The following is a 17,312-nucleotide window of genomic DNA, read 5'->3' as shown; positions in this document are numbered from 1 at the left end:
TTTATTCACTCAGCCAAAGGCATCCAGCGACGGATGCGTCGCTCAAGCCGTCCCGACAGATAATTGGACACCAGCGTCACCGCGTAATACATCGCCGCGGCGGTGAGGTAGAACAACAGGTAGTGACGCGTCGAACCCGCGCCTTGCTTGGCGGTGTACAGCAGCTCGTTGGTGCCGACCACGCTGATCAATGCGCTGTCCTTGATCAGGTTGATCCACAGGTTGGCCATCCCGGCCATGGCGTAAGGCGCCATGATCGGCAGCGTGACCCGCCGGAAAAGGCCAAAGCCGCTCAAGCCGAACGCCTTGCCTGCCTCGATCTGACCGAACGGAATGGCCTGGATCGCCGCCCGAAAAATCTCTGAAGCGTATGCGCCCTGCACCAGCCCCAGCACCACAATCGCCGCCAGCGGACCGCTGACATTTACCGCGTCATAGCCCAATTGCGCCATCAGCGAATTGAGGAGCATCGAACCGACGTAGTACAGCAGCAGGATCAGCAACAACTCCGGCACCGCGCGGAACAAGGTGGTGTAGCTGCGCATCAGTGCCGCGATCGGTTTCGGCGCACCCAGCTTGAGGCAGGCCACGACCAGCCCGATCAGGAGCCCGAGCACAAACGCCCCGACGGAAATCTGCAGGGTCATCCAGAGCCCTTTCAACAGCGCACCGCCCCATCCCTGTTCGCTGAAATTGATCAAATCGAACATTGCCGGCATTTCACTCTCCAGTTAGCGCACATCAACGGCCTACTGCGATCCAATGTGGGAGCGGGCTTGCTCGCGAAGGCGGTGTGTCAGTCAACATCATTGCTGAATGTCTGACCGCATTCGCGAGCAAGCCCGCTCCCACAGGGGTTTTGGGTGCGGTCAGAACGCCGGTTTCACGCTGGTGCCGAAGTAATGTTGGGAGAGGTCGTCATAGTCCTTGCTCGCCAGCAAAGTCTTGATCGCCGTGTCGAGTTTGGCCTTGAGCTCGGTGTCGTCCTTGCGCAGACCGGCGCCCACGCCTTTGCCGAAGATCGGGTCGTAGGGCACTGCGCCGAGGTAAGCCAGGTCCTTTGCATCCGGGGTCTGGACGAAGGCCGCCATGGCCGTGCCGTCCGCCATCATCAGGTCGATACGACCGGCAATCAGGTCGGCGTTGGCCGAGTCCTGGGTGTCGTAGTACTTCACGTCGGCAATGTTTGAGTAGTAGGTCTTCAGGTAGCTGGCGCTCACCGTGGAATTCTGCACGCCAATGGTCTTGCCCTTGAGATCATCCGGGTACTTCTTAACCGACGCGTCCTTCGGCCCGACAATCGCGATCACCGAGTCGTAGTAAGCCTTGCTGAAGGCGATCTGTTTTTCCCGTTCTTCAGTGACCGACATCGAGGAAAAAATCACGTCGATCTTCTTCGCCAGCAGCGAAGGAATGATGCCATCCCACGCCACTTCCTTGATCTCGCACTCGGCTTTCATCTCGCTGCACAGTTTGTGGATCAGGTCGACCTCAAAGCCCTTCCATTCACCGTTGGCCTGCTTCTCGGTGTACGGCGGATAGGGTTCGGCCGCGACCGCGAACCTGATCGGTTGCGCCTGCGCCGCGCTCATGCCCGCCAGCAACAAGCAGGCCGCGCCGGTAAACCAGTTTGCCAAACGTCGATTTCCCATGATTGTTCCCCGTCTTTTTATGGTGTTTTAGCGAGTCTGATGTGCGTTGACGAACTGTCGGCAACGTTCACTGCGTGGGTGTACGAACACGTCATCCGGCGAACCGGTTTCCTCGATCAGCCCTTGGTGCAGGTAGGCGACTTTGGACGAGACATCGCGGGCAAAAGCCATCTCATGGGTCACCAGGATCATGGTCCGGCCTTCTTCCGCGAGGGAGCGGATCACCCGCAGCACTTCGCCGACCAGTTCCGGGTCGAGTGCCGAGGTGGGTTCATCGAACAGCATGACCTTGGGCCGCATGGCCAGGGCCCGGGCGATGGCCACCCGTTGTTGCTGTCCCCCGGAGAGAAACGCCGGGTACTCGTTGCGCTTGGCCGCAAGCCCGACACGTTCCAGCAATGCTTCAGCCCGTTCAGTGGCTTCGGCACGGCTTTCACGCAGGACCTGGGTCGGCGCTTCGATGAGGTTTTCCAGCACCGTGCGATGGGGCCAGAGGTTGAAGTTCTGGAACACCATGCCCAGGCTCGAGCGGATCCGCACCAGCTGTTTGGCGTCGGACACCAGCGGCGCGCCGGGACGGTCGTGGTTGAGCTTGATGCTTTCGCCGTCCACCAGAATGCGTCCCTGGTCCGGCACTTCGAGCATGTTGATGCAGCGCAGCAAGGTACTTTTGCCGGAACCGCTGGCGCCGATCAGGGAGATCACATCGCCTTCGCGGGCTGTCAGCGAGACACCCTTGAGCACTTCGATATTACCGAAGCGTTTGTGCAGGTCATCGACTTCGATCATGGTCTTGGTCGTGACCGGTGCAACGGTGGCCTCACAGGTAACGCGGCTGATCACCGGTCGTGGCGCCTCACCCTTCAGCAGCAAGACAAAATCGCGAATACGCTGACAAGCCTGGACCAGTCGCTCTTCACCCAGGGTGAATGAAAGCCGCACAAAACCTTGCGCCGGCTCGCCAAACGCCGCCGCGTCGAGGACCGACACGCGCGCCTCGCGCAACAGCCGCCAGGCAAATTCCAACGAAGTCAGCCCGGTGTCGCGCACGTCCATCAACACGAACATGCCGGCATCGGGGTTGAGCACTGAAATGCCTGGGCAACCCGACAGACTCGCGACCACCCGATCACGCCGACGGCGATAGATATCGCGCATGCCATGGGTCACGTCTTCGTGGGCCTGCACCGCTTTAAGCGCCGCTTCCATGACAAACCCCGGCAAGCCATAGAGCATGCTCAGCACCAGGGTTTGCGCGTGGGCGATCAAGGCTTCGCTGGCGACGATCCAGCCGATCCGCCAGCCGGTCATGGCATGGGATTTCGACAGACTGCCGATCACCACGCAACGCTCGGCCATGCCCGGCAACGACGCCAGGCTCAGGTGTTCGCGTTCGAAGGTCAGGCTTTCGTAGACTTCGTCGACCACCACCCACAGGTCATGTTCGATGGCGAGGTCGGCGATGGCTTGCAACTCTTCGCCGTTGAGCACCACGCCGGTGGGGTTGTTTGGGTTAGAGAAGAAAATCGCCCGGGTGCGCGGGGTGATGGCCTTGGCCAACACGGCGGCATCAAGCCTGAAACCCGAGTCCGCCGAGCACGGCACCCGCACCAATGCTGCGCCGGAAGCCTTGAGCGTCGCCTCGTACGTCACGTACATCGGGTCCAGCGCTATCACTTCATCACCCGTGTTGAGCAGGCACATCGAGGTGATGAACAGTGCGTTCTGCGCCCCGGCCGCGACGATCACGTTCGACGCGTGCACCTCACGACCGAACAAGGAGCTGTAGCGATTGGCGATGGCTTCGCGCAAGGCCTGGCGGCCAGCGATTTCGGTGTAGTGGGTGTCGCCCTCGCGTAACGCTTCGATGGCGACATCAGTGATGAAATCGGGCGTGGGGAAATCCGGGTCACCGACGCTGAGAATGATTACATCCTCACCACGGCGCTGGGCTTCAAAGGCTGCATTGTGAATATCCCAGGCAGCCACACCGTCGCCTGAAATCCGCTCAACAAAAGGTGAAAACCGCATGCCAGTGCCTCGTTCGAATTGAAGAAACGCCAGCCCGCGCTACCCGCCGGGGAGGTGGTCATCAACATAGTCGAAGCTGAACAGTCGTTCAACAGAAAAGTCGCGTAGGTTCGCGTTCAGCGTAAACAGGTCGTTTTCACGACAGTCGAGGCGTTTTCAGCGGGGGGACAGTTGCGCTTGAATGAGTACTCAGACAGAACGTCCAGCCACGGAAGTTCTATAAACGCGCACAACTTTCGATTCAGTCTTATTTAGCCAAGCCTTGCACACTGGATAAATCACCCTGCACCTGTAACATCAACAAGACACTTATAAAATTTAATACTTCAATCGTCAGCACGCCCTCAAAAACAACAGTACTCCGTACCTACCTGATCGCCCGAAATCCTTGGCTTTCGCCCGCATACGTACAACTCAGCGCTCACTTAAAAACAACTTCCTCATTTCGATTAATCATAAAAAAGCCCGGTCAGATTGTGTTTATCGAATAGGCTTAATTCAACGTACCAACAGGCATGGGTTCTCTATTAATCCGACAGACATCACTTCAAGGAAATGAACATGAAGATCAAGATTCTGTGCGTGCATGGCATTGGCCATGAAGAAGCGGATGAGAGTTTCGAGCACGCCTGGAAACGGTCGATCACCACGGCGGTGCTGAGCGTGGCGCCGAACGCGGTGATCGAGCTGGACTATTTCGAGTATGACGCACGCTTTGCGTCCAGCGGTCTGGGCGCATCGGAAATTGCCGAAGCGACCCTGCGCCTTCTGACCAGCGCCGTTATCCATTCAGCGGGTGATCTGTTCCGGCGCGATCGCGGCATCGGGCAGTTTCCCGACCGCCTGCGCTGGACGGCCGGCATGGTTGCCCAATGGACTGCGGACGAGGCGCTGCGAACCACGTTGCGTAACGACCTCACCCGCAAAATCAACGACTCACAACCGGATATCGTCTGCGCACATAGCCTCGGAACACTGGTCGCCTATGACACGTTCCGTCGAGATCCGTCGCTGATGAACAAGCGCGTGCTGATCACGTTCGGTTCGCAGATTGCCAACCCCGCAGTTCGCGAAACGTTCGGCGGACGCATCGAAGGCATCGGGACGGCGAACAAGTGGTACCACCTCTACAACGAACACGACCATGTGTTTACCGCACCGCTGTACCTGCGCGACGCCAACTTCACCCAGGTCATGACGCCGTTCGACAAACCGGGCGACGCGCTCAATCACGATGCGACGTACTACCTCGGTCACGTCGAAACCCGCTCTAATGTCTGGGGACCCTTGTTGCAGGTCGGCCTCGCGAGAGGTTTCGACAAACGGTTGCTCGCTGTCGACAAATCAATCGGTCTGGCGGTGCCAAAGGCACGAACCGCACGTCGTTCGCGGGACAAGGCATTGCTGATCGGGATCAATGACTACCCCAATCCTTCGGACCGGCTCGAAGGCTGCGTCAACGACGTGTTCCTGATGAGTTCAGTGCTGCAAGAGTCCAACTTCTCGCCGGATGACATTCGCGTGGTACTCGATGACCGCGCTACCACTGCCGGCATTCGCGATCGCCTCCACTGGTTGCTCGACGATGCCCAGGCAGGTGATCGTCGGGTGCTCTTCTACTCAGGTCATGGTGCGCAGATTCCCACTACCAATGCCGCAGGCGAGGCCGATCGCATCGATGAATGCTTGTGCCCCTGGGATTTCGACTGGACGCCGGAACACGCCATCGTCGACAACGACTTTCGCGACCTGTACATCCAGCTGCCGTACGACACGCAATTTATTACCATCTTCGACTGCTGCCATTCGGGCGGCATGACCCGTGAAGGCGCGCGGCGTGCCCGAGGGTTGACGCCACCGGACGATATCCGCCATCGCGCACTGCGCTGGGAGGCCAGTTTGCAGATGTGGGTCGAGCGCGATTGGGTGAAACAGGCACGCAAGAATGCACAGAAGGCCGAAGCCGCCAGCACCGTGAGCAATCGCGACGGTATCCGCCGGGTCGGCCAGGCCATCGCGGTGCGCGGGAACGACGACAAGCTCTACAACAGACGTCGCATCGCTTACCAGCACGAGGGCCCTTTTCTGCCGATCCTCATGTACGCCTGCGGCGAATCCCAACTGTCGTATGAGTACCGTCACGGCGTGATTTCGTACGGTGCGTTCACCTACGCGCTCGCCCAGACCTTGCGCTCATCCAAAAAGCGTCCGACATTCAATGCCTTGGTCCGCGCCACGGGCAGGCTCCTGACCGAGCTGGGTTATGACCAGAAGCCGGCCATTGTCGGACCGAAGGTTCTACTCGGCAACGTCGTTCCATAAACCATCAACCGCCACGCTGAAAATCAAATCGGCTCTAGCGCGCAACTGAGCTAACGTTGGCGAGGGACCTATCATCGAAACCTGACCTCCAATAAAAACAACCGAGGGTCGCGATCAGGCTATGAACATTCTTTACGATGAACGCGTCGACGGTGTTTTGCCCGACGTCGACAAAGCCGCCCTGCTCCAGACGCTACGAGCGCGCTTGCCGGAGCTGGAAATCCTGCATCAGCAAGAAGAGCTCAGACCGTATGAATGCGACGGGCTCTCCGCGTATCGCACGACGCCGCTATTGGTGGTGCTGCCCCGCCACCTCGACGAAGTCCAGTGCATCCTTGAAGTCTGCCACGAGCGGCACGTTCCGGTGGTTGCCCGTGGCGCCGGCACGGGTTTGTCCGGTGGTGCATTGCCGTTGGAAAAAGGCGTATTGCTGGTGATGGCGCGTTTCAACAACATCCTGCACATTGACCCCGCCGCCCGCACTGCGCGGGTTCAGCCGGGGGTGCGCAACCTGGCGATTTCCCAGGCATCTGCGCCGTTTGGCTTGTATTACGCGCCGGATCCGTCCTCGCAGATTGCCTGCTCCATTGGCGGCAACGTCGCCGAAAACGCCGGCGGCGTGCATTGCCTCAAGTACGGCTTGACCGTGCACAACCTGCTCAAGGTCGACATCCTGACCGTCGAAGGCGAACACTTGACGCTGGGCTCCGATGCCCTCGACTCACCCGGCTTCGACCTGCTGGCCTTGTTCACCGGTTCCGAAGGGATGCTCGGGGTGATCACTGAAATAACGGTCAAACTGCTGCCCAAACCGCAGACCGCGAAAGTGCTGCTGGCCGCCTTCGATTCCGTGGAAAAGGCTGGCCGCGCGGTGGGTGACATTATTGCCGCCGGCATCATCCCCGGCGGCCTGGAGATGATGGACAACCTGGCGATTCGCGCCGCCGAAGATTTTATCCACGCCGGCTACCCCGTCGACGCCGAAGCCATTTTGCTCTGTGAACTCGATGGCGTTGAAGCCGACGTTCACGATGATTGCGACCGCGTACGCCAGGTACTGGAACAGGCCGGCGCCTCCGAAGTCCGCCAGGCTCGCGATGAAGCCGAGCGCGTGCGCTTCTGGGCCGGGCGCAAAAATGCCTTTCCGGCCGTGGGACGCCTGTCGCCGGATTACTACTGCATGGACGGGACGATCCCGCGCCGCGAGCTGCCCGGTGTATTGCGGGCTATCGCGGCACTCTCGGATGAATATGGCCTGCGCGTGGCCAATGTGTTCCACGCTGGCGACGGCAACATGCACCCGTTGATTCTGTTCGACGCCAACCAGCCCGGCGAGCTCGATCGCGCCGAAACCCTGGGCGGCAAGATCCTCGAGCTGTGCGTGAAGGTCGGCGGCAGCATTACCGGTGAACACGGTGTGGGTCGCGAGAAGATCAATCAGATGTGCGCGCAGTTCAACAGCGATGAGCTGACCCTGTTCCATGCGGTCAAAGCTGCCTTCGATCCAGGCGGCCTGCTCAACCCCGGCAAGAACATTCCGACCCTGCACCGCTGCGCTGAATTTGGCGCGTTGCACGTGCATTTGGGTCAACTGCCCTTCCCTGATCTGGAGCGTTTCTGATGCGCAGCGAATCCGACATGGATGACAGCGCCGCGCTGCTGGAGCAAGTCAACCAAGCACTGGAAAATGCCACGCCGTTGCGCATCCAGGGTTCCAACAGCAAGGCGTTCCTGGGACGCATCGTCGCCGGTGAAGTGCTCGACACGCGCACGCACCGGGGCATCATCAGCTATGACCCGACCGAACTGGTGATCACCGTCCGCTGCGGCACACCGTTGTCAGAACTGGCCGAGGTATTGGACGACGCACAGCAGATGCTGCCGTGCGAACCGCCGTCCTTCGGCGAAGGCGCCACCGTCGGCGGCATGATTGCCTGCGGCTTGTCGGGGCCACGGCGCCCGTGGTCGGGCTCGGTCAGGGACTTTGTCCTCGGCACGCGGGTGATCACCGGGCATGGCACGCATTTACGCTTCGGTGGCGAAGTCATGAAGAACGTCGCCGGTTACGACCTGTCGCGCTTGATGGTCGGCAGTTACGGAGCGCTGGGAGTGGTGACTGAAGTGTCGCTCAAGGTCCTGCCAAAACCGCGGCAGTGCCTGAGCATCAGCCTGGAAATGGACAGCGACCGCGCCCTGCTGCGCCTTGCGGAATGGGGCCAGCAGCCCTTGCCGATCAGCGCCGCATGCCACGACGGGCAACGCCTGCACCTGCGGCTTGAGGGCGGCGAAGGCTCGGTGGCGGCGGCCCATGATCGATTGGGCGGCGTGTTGCTGGATGTCACCTATTGGACGGACCTCAACGAACATCGCCTGAGTTTCTTTGATGAGGACCAGCCCCTTTGGCGGTTGTCCCTACCCCACAACACACCCCGCCTGTCCTTGCCCGGCGCTCAACTGATCGATTGGGGCGGCGCACAACGCTGGTTCAAATCCGAGGCGCAGGCGGCGTTCATTCGCAAGATCGTCGGCGAAGTTGGCGGGCATGTGACCTGTTATAGCCACGGTCTGATCGACAGCCCTTTCCAACCATTGCCTGCTGCACTGATGCGCTACCACCAGCGCCTGAAACAGCAACTTGATCCACGGGGCATTTTCAACCCCGGTCGCCTGTACGCGGAGTGTTGAGCCATGCAAACCACCCTCAGTGAACAGGCCCGCCAACTGCCCCGCGCCGAAGAAGCCGAAAGCATTCTGCGCACCTGCGTGCATTGCGGTTTCTGCAATGCCACCTGCCCGACCTATCAACTGCTGGGCGATGAACTGGACGGCCCGAGAGGTCGCATCTACCTGATCAAGCAAGTGCTGGAAGGCAACGAAGTCACGCAAAAAACCCAGCAGCATCTGGACCGTTGCCTGTCGTGCCGCAACTGCGAAACCACCTGCCCCTCTGGCGTCGATTACCACAACTTGCTCGACATCGGTCGCGCCGTGGTGGACGCCGCCGTGCCGCGCCCACCCGAACAGCGCTTGTTGCGCGAAGGGTTGCGCCGCGTGGTACCCAATCCGGGGTTGTTCAAAGTGTTGGTCAGCAGCGGTCAAGTGTTTCGGGCCTTGTTACCGAACACCTTGAAAGCCAAGTTGCCGCGCCGTGTGTACCCGGCCAAACCGCGTCCGACGGTGCGCCACGCGAGGCAGGTGCTGATACTGGAAGGTTGCGTGCAACCGGGGTTGTCGCCCAACACTAATGCCGCCACTGCACGGGTGCTGGATCGACTGGGCATCAGCGTCCTGCCGAGCCGCGAAGCCGGGTGCTGCGGTGCCGTCGATTATCACCTCGACGCCCAGGCCGCCGGCCTTGATCGCGCACGGCACAACATCGATGCGTGGTGGCCGGCGATTGAAAACGGCGCTGAAGCCATCGTGCAAACCGCCAGTGGATGCGGTGCGTTCATCCAGGACTATGGCCACTTGCTGCGCAGCGATACGGCCTATGCCGACAAGGCGAAAAAGGTCAGTGCGCTGGCCAGGGACCTGGTCGAAGTGCTGCGTGACGAACCCCTGGAAACACTCGGCATCCACGGCAACCAGCGCCTGGCGTTCCATTGCCCCTGCACCTTGCAGCACGCGCAAAAGCTCGGCGGTGCGGTGGAAGCGCTACTGACGCGCCTGGGTTTCAACCTCACGCCCGTGACCGACAGCCACCTGTGCTGCGGCTCGGCGGGCACCTATTCGCTGACTCAACCGGAACTGTCCCGGCAATTGCGCGACAACAAGCTCAACGCGTTGGAGAACGGGCATCCCGAAGTCATCGTCACTGCCAATATCGGCTGTCAGTCCCACCTCGACGGCGCGGGTCGAACCCCGGTCCGGCACTGGATTGAACTGGTGGAAGCCGCCCTGCCCTGATCACCCTTTGGAGCCATCGCCATGAAGCGTAAAGCCGTTCTGAGTCAGGCCGAAGTCAGCCAGATCCTCACCGCCGCCCGCACCGAAGCCCAGAACAATCAATGGGCCGTGACCATTGTGATTGTCGACGACGGTGGCCATCCCCTGGCGCTGGAACGCCTCGACGGTTGCGCGGCCAGCAGCGCCTATATCGCCACCGAAAAAGCCCGCACCTCGGCCTTGGGCCGGCGTGAGTCGAAGGGGTATGAAGACATGGTCAACGGCGGACGCTTCGCGTTTTTATCGGCGCCGATGCTCACGTCGCTTGAAGGTGGCGTGCCGATTGTTTTCGACGGGCAGGTGATCGGCGCGGTGGGCGTGTCCGGCGTCAAGGCCGAACAGGATGCACAAGTGGCCAGGGCCGGGGCGCAGTGCCTCAAGTAATCCGCAAACAGCACAACCCCTGTAGCAGCTGGCGTAACCAGCTGCTACAAAGTGCGTTCGTGCTCGGTTACTTGCGCGCCAACTTGTACCGAATGCACTCTTCATAAAAACTCTGCCGCACCGCAGCCGGTTTGAACCGCGACGGACTGTCGTAGGTCTGCTCTGTAATGCCCATGGCCATCATGTGCATCCACGGTTTGTTGAATTTGTAGGTCTGGACCTTCTTGCGAGCGGCATACAGTGACACCCCGGATAACTTGAGCTCCTGGGCCCTGGCGGCCGTCCCGGCACCCCAGTCGCACATGTACCTGTCATTGGCCACCAACTCCCTGGCCTGGGCCGCACCGGCCATGCTTGCCAGGGCAAACGAGATCATCGTGATCGCTACATTGCGCAATTGCATTCCGCCTAACCACCTGAAAATAAAGTGATTTTGGCGGCTGTTTTGTGCCAGCGGGGCCAGCAATTTGCCTTATTCGCACCGAAACCGTTATCGGGATCAGCGCAGCGCCGCCTTCAACTCATTGACCCGCTCATTCCAGGTGAAGTGATAGACGTTGGCCGGTGGTAAAGGATGGCACTGACCGTTATCCGCATCGGCCCCCACAATCGACCACTGGGCACGCGAGGTTTCGCCCAACTCACGGGCGGTCTGGCGATTGAAACACTTCTCCAGTTCCTCATCGGGAACCAGCGCGTAAGCCTTGGGATGGTCGCGCAGCCATTGTGCCGCTTGCTCGACCGAAGAGCCGGCCATGCCGAAATGCACAATCGGCTGCCGGGCGTACAACCAGTGCCCTTCACGCCAGTCGACCAGCACCAGCTCTGCGCCGCCGGTCATGGTCGCGGCTTGCGCCATGATCGCGTTATGTGGGTTGGCGCCGTCCCTGATCGGCTCGATGAAACCACGGGCAAACCACAACGCAAACCAGATCACAGCCACCGCCTGGAACACCTGTCGACCGCGCGGACGCTGGCTGAACCAGCGTTTGAGCAGCCAGGGAATCAAAGGTGCGGCCACCAACACCAACCCTGGCAGCGCCGGGTAGATGTACAACTTGCGTTTGCCGCTGCTGATGCAGAAAAACAGCACCACCAACAATACCCAACCGAGCAGCACCAGCACCCGACCGTCGTGTTTTTGTAACTGCCGACGCCACGCGGGGACCAGCCACGGCAACGCCAGCACCAGCGGCAGCCAGTATTGAGGGATCACGTAAACGAAGAAATACCAGAACGGCTCGCGATGGTCCCAGGCCGCGGCATACCGCCCTGCGGTCTGACGCAGCAATATTTCCTTGGCATAGGCGATTTCATCTGCGCCGCCGTTGAGCACGATGGACAAGGCCAGGGGCAGCAACCAGATCGCCGTGGCGCCCAACATCACCGCCAGTCCCAGCCACCACTTGCGCGCCTCGCCCGGCATCGCCACCACGCCGGGCCAGTCTTTGCGCACCGCATAGGCATACGGAATCAACATCAGCGCCGGAACAAACCCGACCCCCTTGGTGATAACGCCCACGCCCATGGCCGCGCAGCCAATATAAAACCAGCGCCATGCCGGGCCGAGCAGCAGGTGACGCGCCAAGCCGTACAGGCCGACCGAGGTGAACAGCACCAAAAAGCTGTCGATCTGGCCGGTCTGCAAGATGCTGTAGGTTTGATAGGTGGCCAGGTACAACAGGGCCGCGATCCGGCCGATGCGCTGACTCCACAGGCGTCGGCCCAAATCGTAGACCACCGCCGTGACGGTCATGCCTGACAACAAGCCGGGGATATAAAGAGCAATCGCAGGCTTTGAGGTCAGCCAGCTGAAAAGCGCCACGGTCCACATGAAAATCGGCGGCTTGTCGCCGTAAATCTCTGCCGCCCGGTGCGGAATCAGCCACGCGCCGTTGTGCAGCATCTCCAGGGCAACGCCGAGGAATCGTTCCTCGTCGACATTCTGCGGCTGACGCAGCCCCAACCCTGCGCCAATCAGCAGCAGCGCCAGCAGCATCAAGCCCAGGCATTCGACGCCGGGCGATAGCGTTCTACGCATGACTCATTCCTTTGCGGCGGTGTTTTTGGCAATCAGTTGCAAATTGCGCAGGTAAACAATCGAACCAAATGCCTGACCGGCGATGAACACCGGGTCCTGGCGGTAAATGGCGTACGCGAGCAGCAGCGTGCTGCCGACAATGCTCAAGTACCAGAAACTCGTCGGGATCACGCTGCGTTTCTGGTATTCGCTGTACAACCATTGCAGGACAAAGCGGCCAGTGAAGGCGATCTGGCCAATGAAACCGACCGCCAGCCACAGGGCTTCACGGGAGAGGTTCATCCTTCGATCTCCTGCGCCTTGGTGTTCAGGCGCGTGCGTTTGATCAGCCACCAGACCCCGAACAGATCAAGAATACCCACCAGTGCCCGGTCGAGGTTGCCGTACTTGGACACCCCGGCGGTACGCGGGCGATGGTTGACCGGGTGGACGATCATGCGGCCGTTGTGACGCTGGATCAGCGCCGGCAGGAACCGGTGCATATGGTCGAAGTATGGCAAGCGCAGGAACGCCGCCCGCTCGATCAGCTTCAGCCCGCAACCGGTGTCAGGCGTGGCATCGTTGAGCATGCGCCGGCGCAGCCCGTTGGCAAAGCGCGAGGCCCAGCGTTTGCTGGCGGTGTCGCGGCGGTTGACGCGATGACCGGCCACCAGTTGAACGTCGACCGGACCATGACCGCCCCGCACCAGTTGCAACATGCCGGGGATGTCCGCCGGGTCGTTCTGGCCGTCACCGTCGAGCGTCGCCAGCCACTGCCCGCGCGCGGCGAGCGCGGCATGGTAAAGCGAGGTGCTTTGCCCCAGCGAACGCTCATGGCACAAAATGCGCAGCGTGCTCAAACCGCTGTTTTTGATCTGTTGCAGCTCATGCAGGGTGGCATCGGTGCTGCCATCGTCGACGACGATGATTTCATATGCTTCATCCGCCAACGCCACACGGATTTCCTCAATCAAGGGTTTCAGGTTATGGGTTTCGTTTTTCGCCGGAATCAGTACCGATACGAAGATGTCTTGGCTCATAGGGTTCTCCCTCCGCTAATGGTTGGTCTCAAGGGTGAACGCTTCATCACTGATAAAAGTGCCGATACCACTTCACAAACTCCGCCACACCGGTCTCGACCGCCACATGCGGGCAGAACTCGACCCAATCCGCCAGCGCCGACACATCGGCCCAGGTCTTGACCACATCGCCCGCTTGCAGCGGCAAATAGTTGCGCCGCGCCTTGATGCCCAGCACGTTTTCCAGGCACTCGACGAACGCCAGCAACGGCACGGGTTCGCCCCGTCCGATGTTGAAAATCCGATTGGCGCCTTCGCCGGCACTGTCCGCTATGGGCGGTTTGGGCCGCAGGCGAACAATGCTTTCGACGATGTCATCGATGTAGGTGAAGTCCCTCGCCATCTCGCCGTGGTTATAGATGTCGATCGGTTGGTCGTTGAGCATCGCTCGGGTGAACTTGAACAGCGCCATGTCCGGCCGACCCCAGGGCCCGTAAACGGTGAAAAACCGCAGGCCACTGGCGCGAATCCCGTAGAGATGGCAATAGCTGTGCGCGAGCAGTTCATTGGCGCGCTTGCTGGCGGCATACAACGAAACCGGATGCTCGACGGCGTCTTCGACACTGAACGGCATTTTGCTGTTGGTGCCATACACCGAGCTGCTCGACGCGTAGATCAAATGCTTCGGGCGATGGTGCCGGCAGGCTTCCAGCACATTCACGAACCCCACCAGGTTCGATTGCGCGTAGACATCGGGGTTGTCCAGCGAATAGCGAACGCCGGCCTGAGCGGCCAGATGCACGACCTCGGTGAATCGATGCGCCTGAAACAGCCCCATAAGGGCCGCTTTATCAACAATATCCATTCGCTGGAAGCAGAAACCCGGCAACGACTCCAACTCATTGAGCCGTGCCTGTTTGAGCTCTACGCTGTAGTAGTCGTTGAGGTTATCGATACCGACGACATCAAGACCTTGCTGGCACAGCCGTTTAACCGTGTGATAACCAATAAAACCGGCAGCGCCGGTAACCAGAACAGTCATAGCACCTCATTATTATTCGAAGCCCGATTCAACTTCATGTCCGGCACCATTGATAAAACCTTGAGGCCCGTGACATCGTTGAAACGCCGCCCCGTTACCCTGCCTGTGCAATGGTGAAATCTTGTTACATATTTATTTAACTTGTATGAAGGCGACAAGCGTACGGAATCGCGTTTTAGCGGTACTGATAAGCCTTGTCATTTGCGGCATGGCCAGTGCCGAACCCACGCCTGGGAACATGGTGTATTTGCGCGCCATCGACCCAAGCATCGAACAGGACATTCGCTACGCCAGCGCCCACAATTTCACCGGGCGCCGGCTCTACGGTTATGACGCGGCCGAATGCCTGTTGTCCGTCGACACCGCCAAGGCCCTCGCCCGGGTCCAGGCGGCACTGCACACCCAAGGCTACGGTTTGAAAGTGTTCGACTGCTATCGACCCAGCCGCGCCGTCGCCGACATGGGCCGCTTCGCGACAGAACCGGGTGACCCGCGCAAGGCCGAGTTCTATCCACGCGTGGACAAACCGGACTTCTGGCGCCTGGGCTATGTGGCGCGGGTGTCGGGACACTCCAAGGGATCAACCGTGGACCTGACGCTGATCAGCCCCAATGCGCTGCCCGCTGACACCTGGACACCCACAGCGACGCAAGTCGATTGCACTGCGCCCTATGACCAGCGCTGGCACGATGGCGCCCTGGACATGGGCACCGGTTTCGATTGCTTCGACGAGCGCGCGCATACCGCCAACCCGACGATCAACGCCACCGCCAAGGACAACCGTCAACGGTTGAGCAGTGCCATGGAGAAAGAAGGGTTTGTCGGGTATTCAAAGGAATGGTGGCATTTCACATTCAGTGGCGAGGGCGCGCCGAAGGACGTAATGGATTTCCCGATTACACCGATGAGCGCCAGCGACACTATCGGCAGCAGTGGTCAGTTGATTGTCGTCACCAGCAAAAACTGGGATGACATTCAAGGCACCGCGCAGCGGTATGAACGTGACGGGGCAACCTTTCGACAGTACGGCGAAGCCTTTCCCGTCGTGGTCGGCAAAAACGGCATGGGCTGGGGCAAAGGCGTGAGCAGCCTGGGTGATGTTGAAGGCCCGGTCAAACGCGAAGGCGACGGAAAAGCACCCGCGGGAATCTTCAAACTGGGCACGGCGTTTGGTTTCGACACCACGGCCGACACCCACCTGCCTTACCTCGCGCTGACACCGACCACCGAATGCGTGGATGACAGCCAATCCAGCCACTACAACGAACTGGTCGATGGCGCAGCGATGGCTACAGACTGGAACAGTTCGGAACACATGCGCAACGAAGAGGGTTATCGCCAAGGCATTTTCATCGAGCACAACACTCCGGCGACGGCGACTTCGGGCTCGTGCATTTTCTTCCACATCTGGCGCGGCCCCGCTTCGCCGACGGCGGGCTGTACGGCCATGGATCAGGGGGCTATGGCTGCGTTGCTCAAATGGCTCGATCCTCGCGAATCGCCATTGCTGGTGCAGATGCCGGAGGCGCAATACCAACAGTTTCGTGAGGAGTGGAAGTTGCCGACGCGCTGATGGGGGTGATGTATGACCAGCGCCCTTTTCAACCCTCCTTCAAATCAAGGCAATACGTGTAATACCCCCCATCACGCACATACCCCAACGCCTCATACAACCGCTGTGCACCCACATTGTCGGTGGCGGTTTCCAGCACCATGCCTTTGGCGCCACTCAACACCGCAAAGGCGCGGGCGGTGTTCATCAGCAACGTCCCCACCCCGAGCCCACGGGCCTCGGGGGTGGTGAACAGGTCGCTGAGCAACCAGGTGCGGTGGGCGTCGATGGAGGAAAACGTCGGGTACAACTGAACGAAGCCCAACGCGTGGCCCGCGGCGTCTTCGGCGAGGAAAATCACCGATTCGTCCCGGGCGATGCGTTCGGCGATGAAATCCCGGGACCGGGTCAAATTCGAGGGCTGGCCGTAAAAGCCACAGTAGGCGTCGAAAAGGCGCGCCACCTTGTCGAGATGGCTGGTGTCGACGCGCAGGGCTTTTACGTCCATTTTTGGGGACCCTCGAAGGCCGGATTACTTCGGCTGCGCCACAGTGCGCAAGTACGGCTTGATGGTTTTGAAGCCGTCCGGGTACTTTTTCCGCGCATCTTCATCGGACACCGATGTCGGGATGATCACGTCTTCGCCCGGACGCCAGTTCACCGGTGTGGCAACGGTGTGCTTGGCATTCAGTTGCAGGGCATCGAGCAGGCGCAGCACTTCATCGAAGTTGCGCCCGGCACTCATCGGGTAGATGAGCATGGCTTTGACTTTTTTGTCCGGACCAATGATGAACACCGAACGTACGGTGGCGTTGTCGGCGGCGGTGCGGGTGCCGCCGCTGGCATTCGGGTGGATCATGTCGTAGAGCTTCGCCACCACCAGGTTTTCATCACCAATCATCGGGTAGTTGACCGCGTGCCCCTGGGTTTCCTCGATGTCCTTGGCCCAGCTTGCATGATTGCTGACCGGGTCGACGCTGAGGCCGACGATCTTGGTGTTGCGCTTGTCGAACTCAGGTTTGAGCCCGGCCATGTAGCCCAGTTCGGTGGTACACACTGGGGTGAAGTCCTTGGGGTGCGAAAACAGGATGGCCCACTTGTCGCCAATCCATTCGTGGAAATGCAGCGTGCCTTCGGTGCTCTCGACGGTAAAATCCGGTGCCTCGTCGCCAATGCGGATTGCCATGTGTGTTCTCCTTATTTTTGGGTCTCAGGGAAAACCGTCAGAATCGCGGGAACCTTTCCCAACGGCATTCAGGATCAGTGTTGAACCTGCCAACGCGGGTCAGTATAGGAGACGCGGCAAAACAAGGGCGTTACCGCTGGCCCCGATCTTTAAGCCATT

Annotated in this window: 16 protein-coding genes; 6 read left to right on the top strand and 10 right to left on the bottom strand. The window is 60.1% G+C overall.

What is annotated here, in order from left to right; translation table 11 throughout:
- Positions 1-5 precede the first annotated feature (5 nt).
- The 3 genes from NL116_RS12150 to NL116_RS12140 all read right to left on the bottom strand — a co-directional run bounded on the left by NL116_RS12150 (position 6) and on the right by NL116_RS12140 (position 3,683).
- On the bottom strand, positions 6-719 hold the full coding sequence (locus tag NL116_RS12150; protein WP_494377368.1) for an ABC transporter permease: 714 nt from the start codon (positions 717-719) through the stop codon (positions 6-8).
- 150 nt (positions 720-869) lie between these two features.
- On the bottom strand, positions 870-1,652 hold the full coding sequence (locus NL116_RS12145) for a transporter substrate-binding domain-containing protein (RefSeq protein WP_310265121.1): 783 nt from the start codon (positions 1,650-1,652) through the stop codon (positions 870-872).
- 27 nt (positions 1,653-1,679) lie between these two features.
- Entirely contained in the window at positions 1,680-3,683 is a 2,004-nt protein-coding gene (locus tag NL116_RS12140; protein WP_494377367.1) for an aminotransferase class I/II-fold pyridoxal phosphate-dependent enzyme, read from the bottom strand.
- Positions 3,684-4,244: 561 nt separating this feature from the next.
- On the opposite strand from NL116_RS12140, the gene NL116_RS12135 reads away from it, so the two are divergent.
- The 5 genes from NL116_RS12135 (at position 4,245) to NL116_RS12115 (ending at position 10,334) form a co-directional block, all read left to right on the top strand.
- Complete coding sequence (locus NL116_RS12135; protein ID WP_494377366.1) at positions 4,245-6,005, top strand: caspase family protein; 1,761 nt, start codon at positions 4,245-4,247, stop codon at positions 6,003-6,005.
- A 121-nt stretch (positions 6,006-6,126) separates the two neighbouring features.
- Positions 6,127-7,626 carry a glycolate oxidase subunit GlcD gene (gene glcD / locus NL116_RS12130; protein WP_494377365.1) on the top strand — a complete coding sequence of 500 codons (1,500 nt, stop codon included), beginning with the start codon at positions 6,127-6,129 and terminating at the stop codon, positions 7,624-7,626.
- Positions 7,626-8,690, top strand: a complete 1,065-nt coding sequence (gene glcE / locus NL116_RS12125; RefSeq protein ID WP_494377364.1) for a glycolate oxidase subunit GlcE — start codon at positions 7,626-7,628, stop codon at positions 8,688-8,690. The genes glcD and glcE overlap by 1 nt, the downstream gene beginning before the upstream one ends.
- A 3-nt stretch (positions 8,691-8,693) precedes the next feature.
- Positions 8,694-9,911, top strand: a complete 1,218-nt coding sequence (gene glcF / locus NL116_RS12120) for a glycolate oxidase subunit GlcF (RefSeq protein WP_494377363.1) — start codon at positions 8,694-8,696, stop codon at positions 9,909-9,911.
- Between the two features lie 21 nt (positions 9,912-9,932).
- Positions 9,933-10,334 (top strand): heme-binding protein, encoded by a 402-nt coding sequence (locus NL116_RS12115; protein WP_494377362.1) that lies wholly within the window; start codon positions 9,933-9,935, stop codon positions 10,332-10,334.
- A gap of 67 nt (positions 10,335-10,401) precedes the next feature.
- Here NL116_RS12115 and NL116_RS12110 read toward each other — a convergent pair whose 3' ends face one another.
- From NL116_RS12110 to NL116_RS12090, 5 genes are all read right to left on the bottom strand, one after another.
- A complete protein-coding gene (locus NL116_RS12110) occupies positions 10,402-10,731 on the bottom strand; it encodes a hypothetical protein (protein ID WP_494378047.1) in 330 nt (109 codons plus the stop codon).
- A gap of 102 nt (positions 10,732-10,833) precedes the next feature.
- Entirely contained in the window at positions 10,834-12,375 is a 1,542-nt protein-coding gene (locus NL116_RS12105; protein ID WP_494377361.1) for an ArnT family glycosyltransferase, read from the bottom strand.
- Between the two features lie 3 nt (positions 12,376-12,378).
- On the bottom strand, positions 12,379-12,657 hold the full coding sequence (locus tag NL116_RS12100; protein ID WP_494377360.1) for a lipid-A-disaccharide synthase N-terminal domain-containing protein: 279 nt from the start codon (positions 12,655-12,657) through the stop codon (positions 12,379-12,381).
- Positions 12,654-13,394 (bottom strand): glycosyltransferase family 2 protein, encoded by a 741-nt coding sequence (locus tag NL116_RS12095; protein ID WP_494377359.1) that lies wholly within the window; start codon positions 13,392-13,394, stop codon positions 12,654-12,656. Before NL116_RS12095 ends, NL116_RS12100 begins: the two co-directional genes overlap by 4 nt.
- Before the next feature lie 46 nt (positions 13,395-13,440).
- On the bottom strand, positions 13,441-14,415 hold the full coding sequence (locus tag NL116_RS12090) for an NAD-dependent epimerase (protein ID WP_494377358.1): 975 nt from the start codon (positions 14,413-14,415) through the stop codon (positions 13,441-13,443).
- A 145-nt stretch (positions 14,416-14,560) separates the two neighbouring features.
- Between NL116_RS12090 and NL116_RS12085 the strand changes: the two genes are divergently transcribed.
- Positions 14,561-15,988: a M15 family metallopeptidase gene (locus NL116_RS12085; protein ID WP_494377357.1), complete on the top strand. Its 1,428-nt coding sequence runs from the start codon at positions 14,561-14,563 to the stop codon at positions 15,986-15,988.
- A gap of 28 nt (positions 15,989-16,016) precedes the next feature.
- Here NL116_RS12085 and NL116_RS12080 read toward each other — a convergent pair whose 3' ends face one another.
- Together NL116_RS12080 and NL116_RS12075 are read right to left on the bottom strand one after the other, a co-directional pair.
- The gene (locus NL116_RS12080) at positions 16,017-16,475 is read right to left on the bottom strand and encodes a GNAT family N-acetyltransferase (RefSeq protein ID WP_494377356.1); all 459 of its coding nucleotides are present in this window, start codon (positions 16,473-16,475) and stop codon (positions 16,017-16,019) included.
- Positions 16,476-16,499: 24 nt separating this feature from the next.
- On the bottom strand, positions 16,500-17,153 hold the full coding sequence (locus NL116_RS12075; RefSeq protein WP_494377355.1) for a peroxiredoxin: 654 nt from the start codon (positions 17,151-17,153) through the stop codon (positions 16,500-16,502).
- Positions 17,154-17,312 lie beyond the last annotated feature (159 nt).

The sequence above is a fragment of the Pseudomonas sp. FBCC-B1667 genome (assembly GCF_059133255.1).
This window is presented reverse-complemented; position numbering and strand designations above follow the sequence as displayed.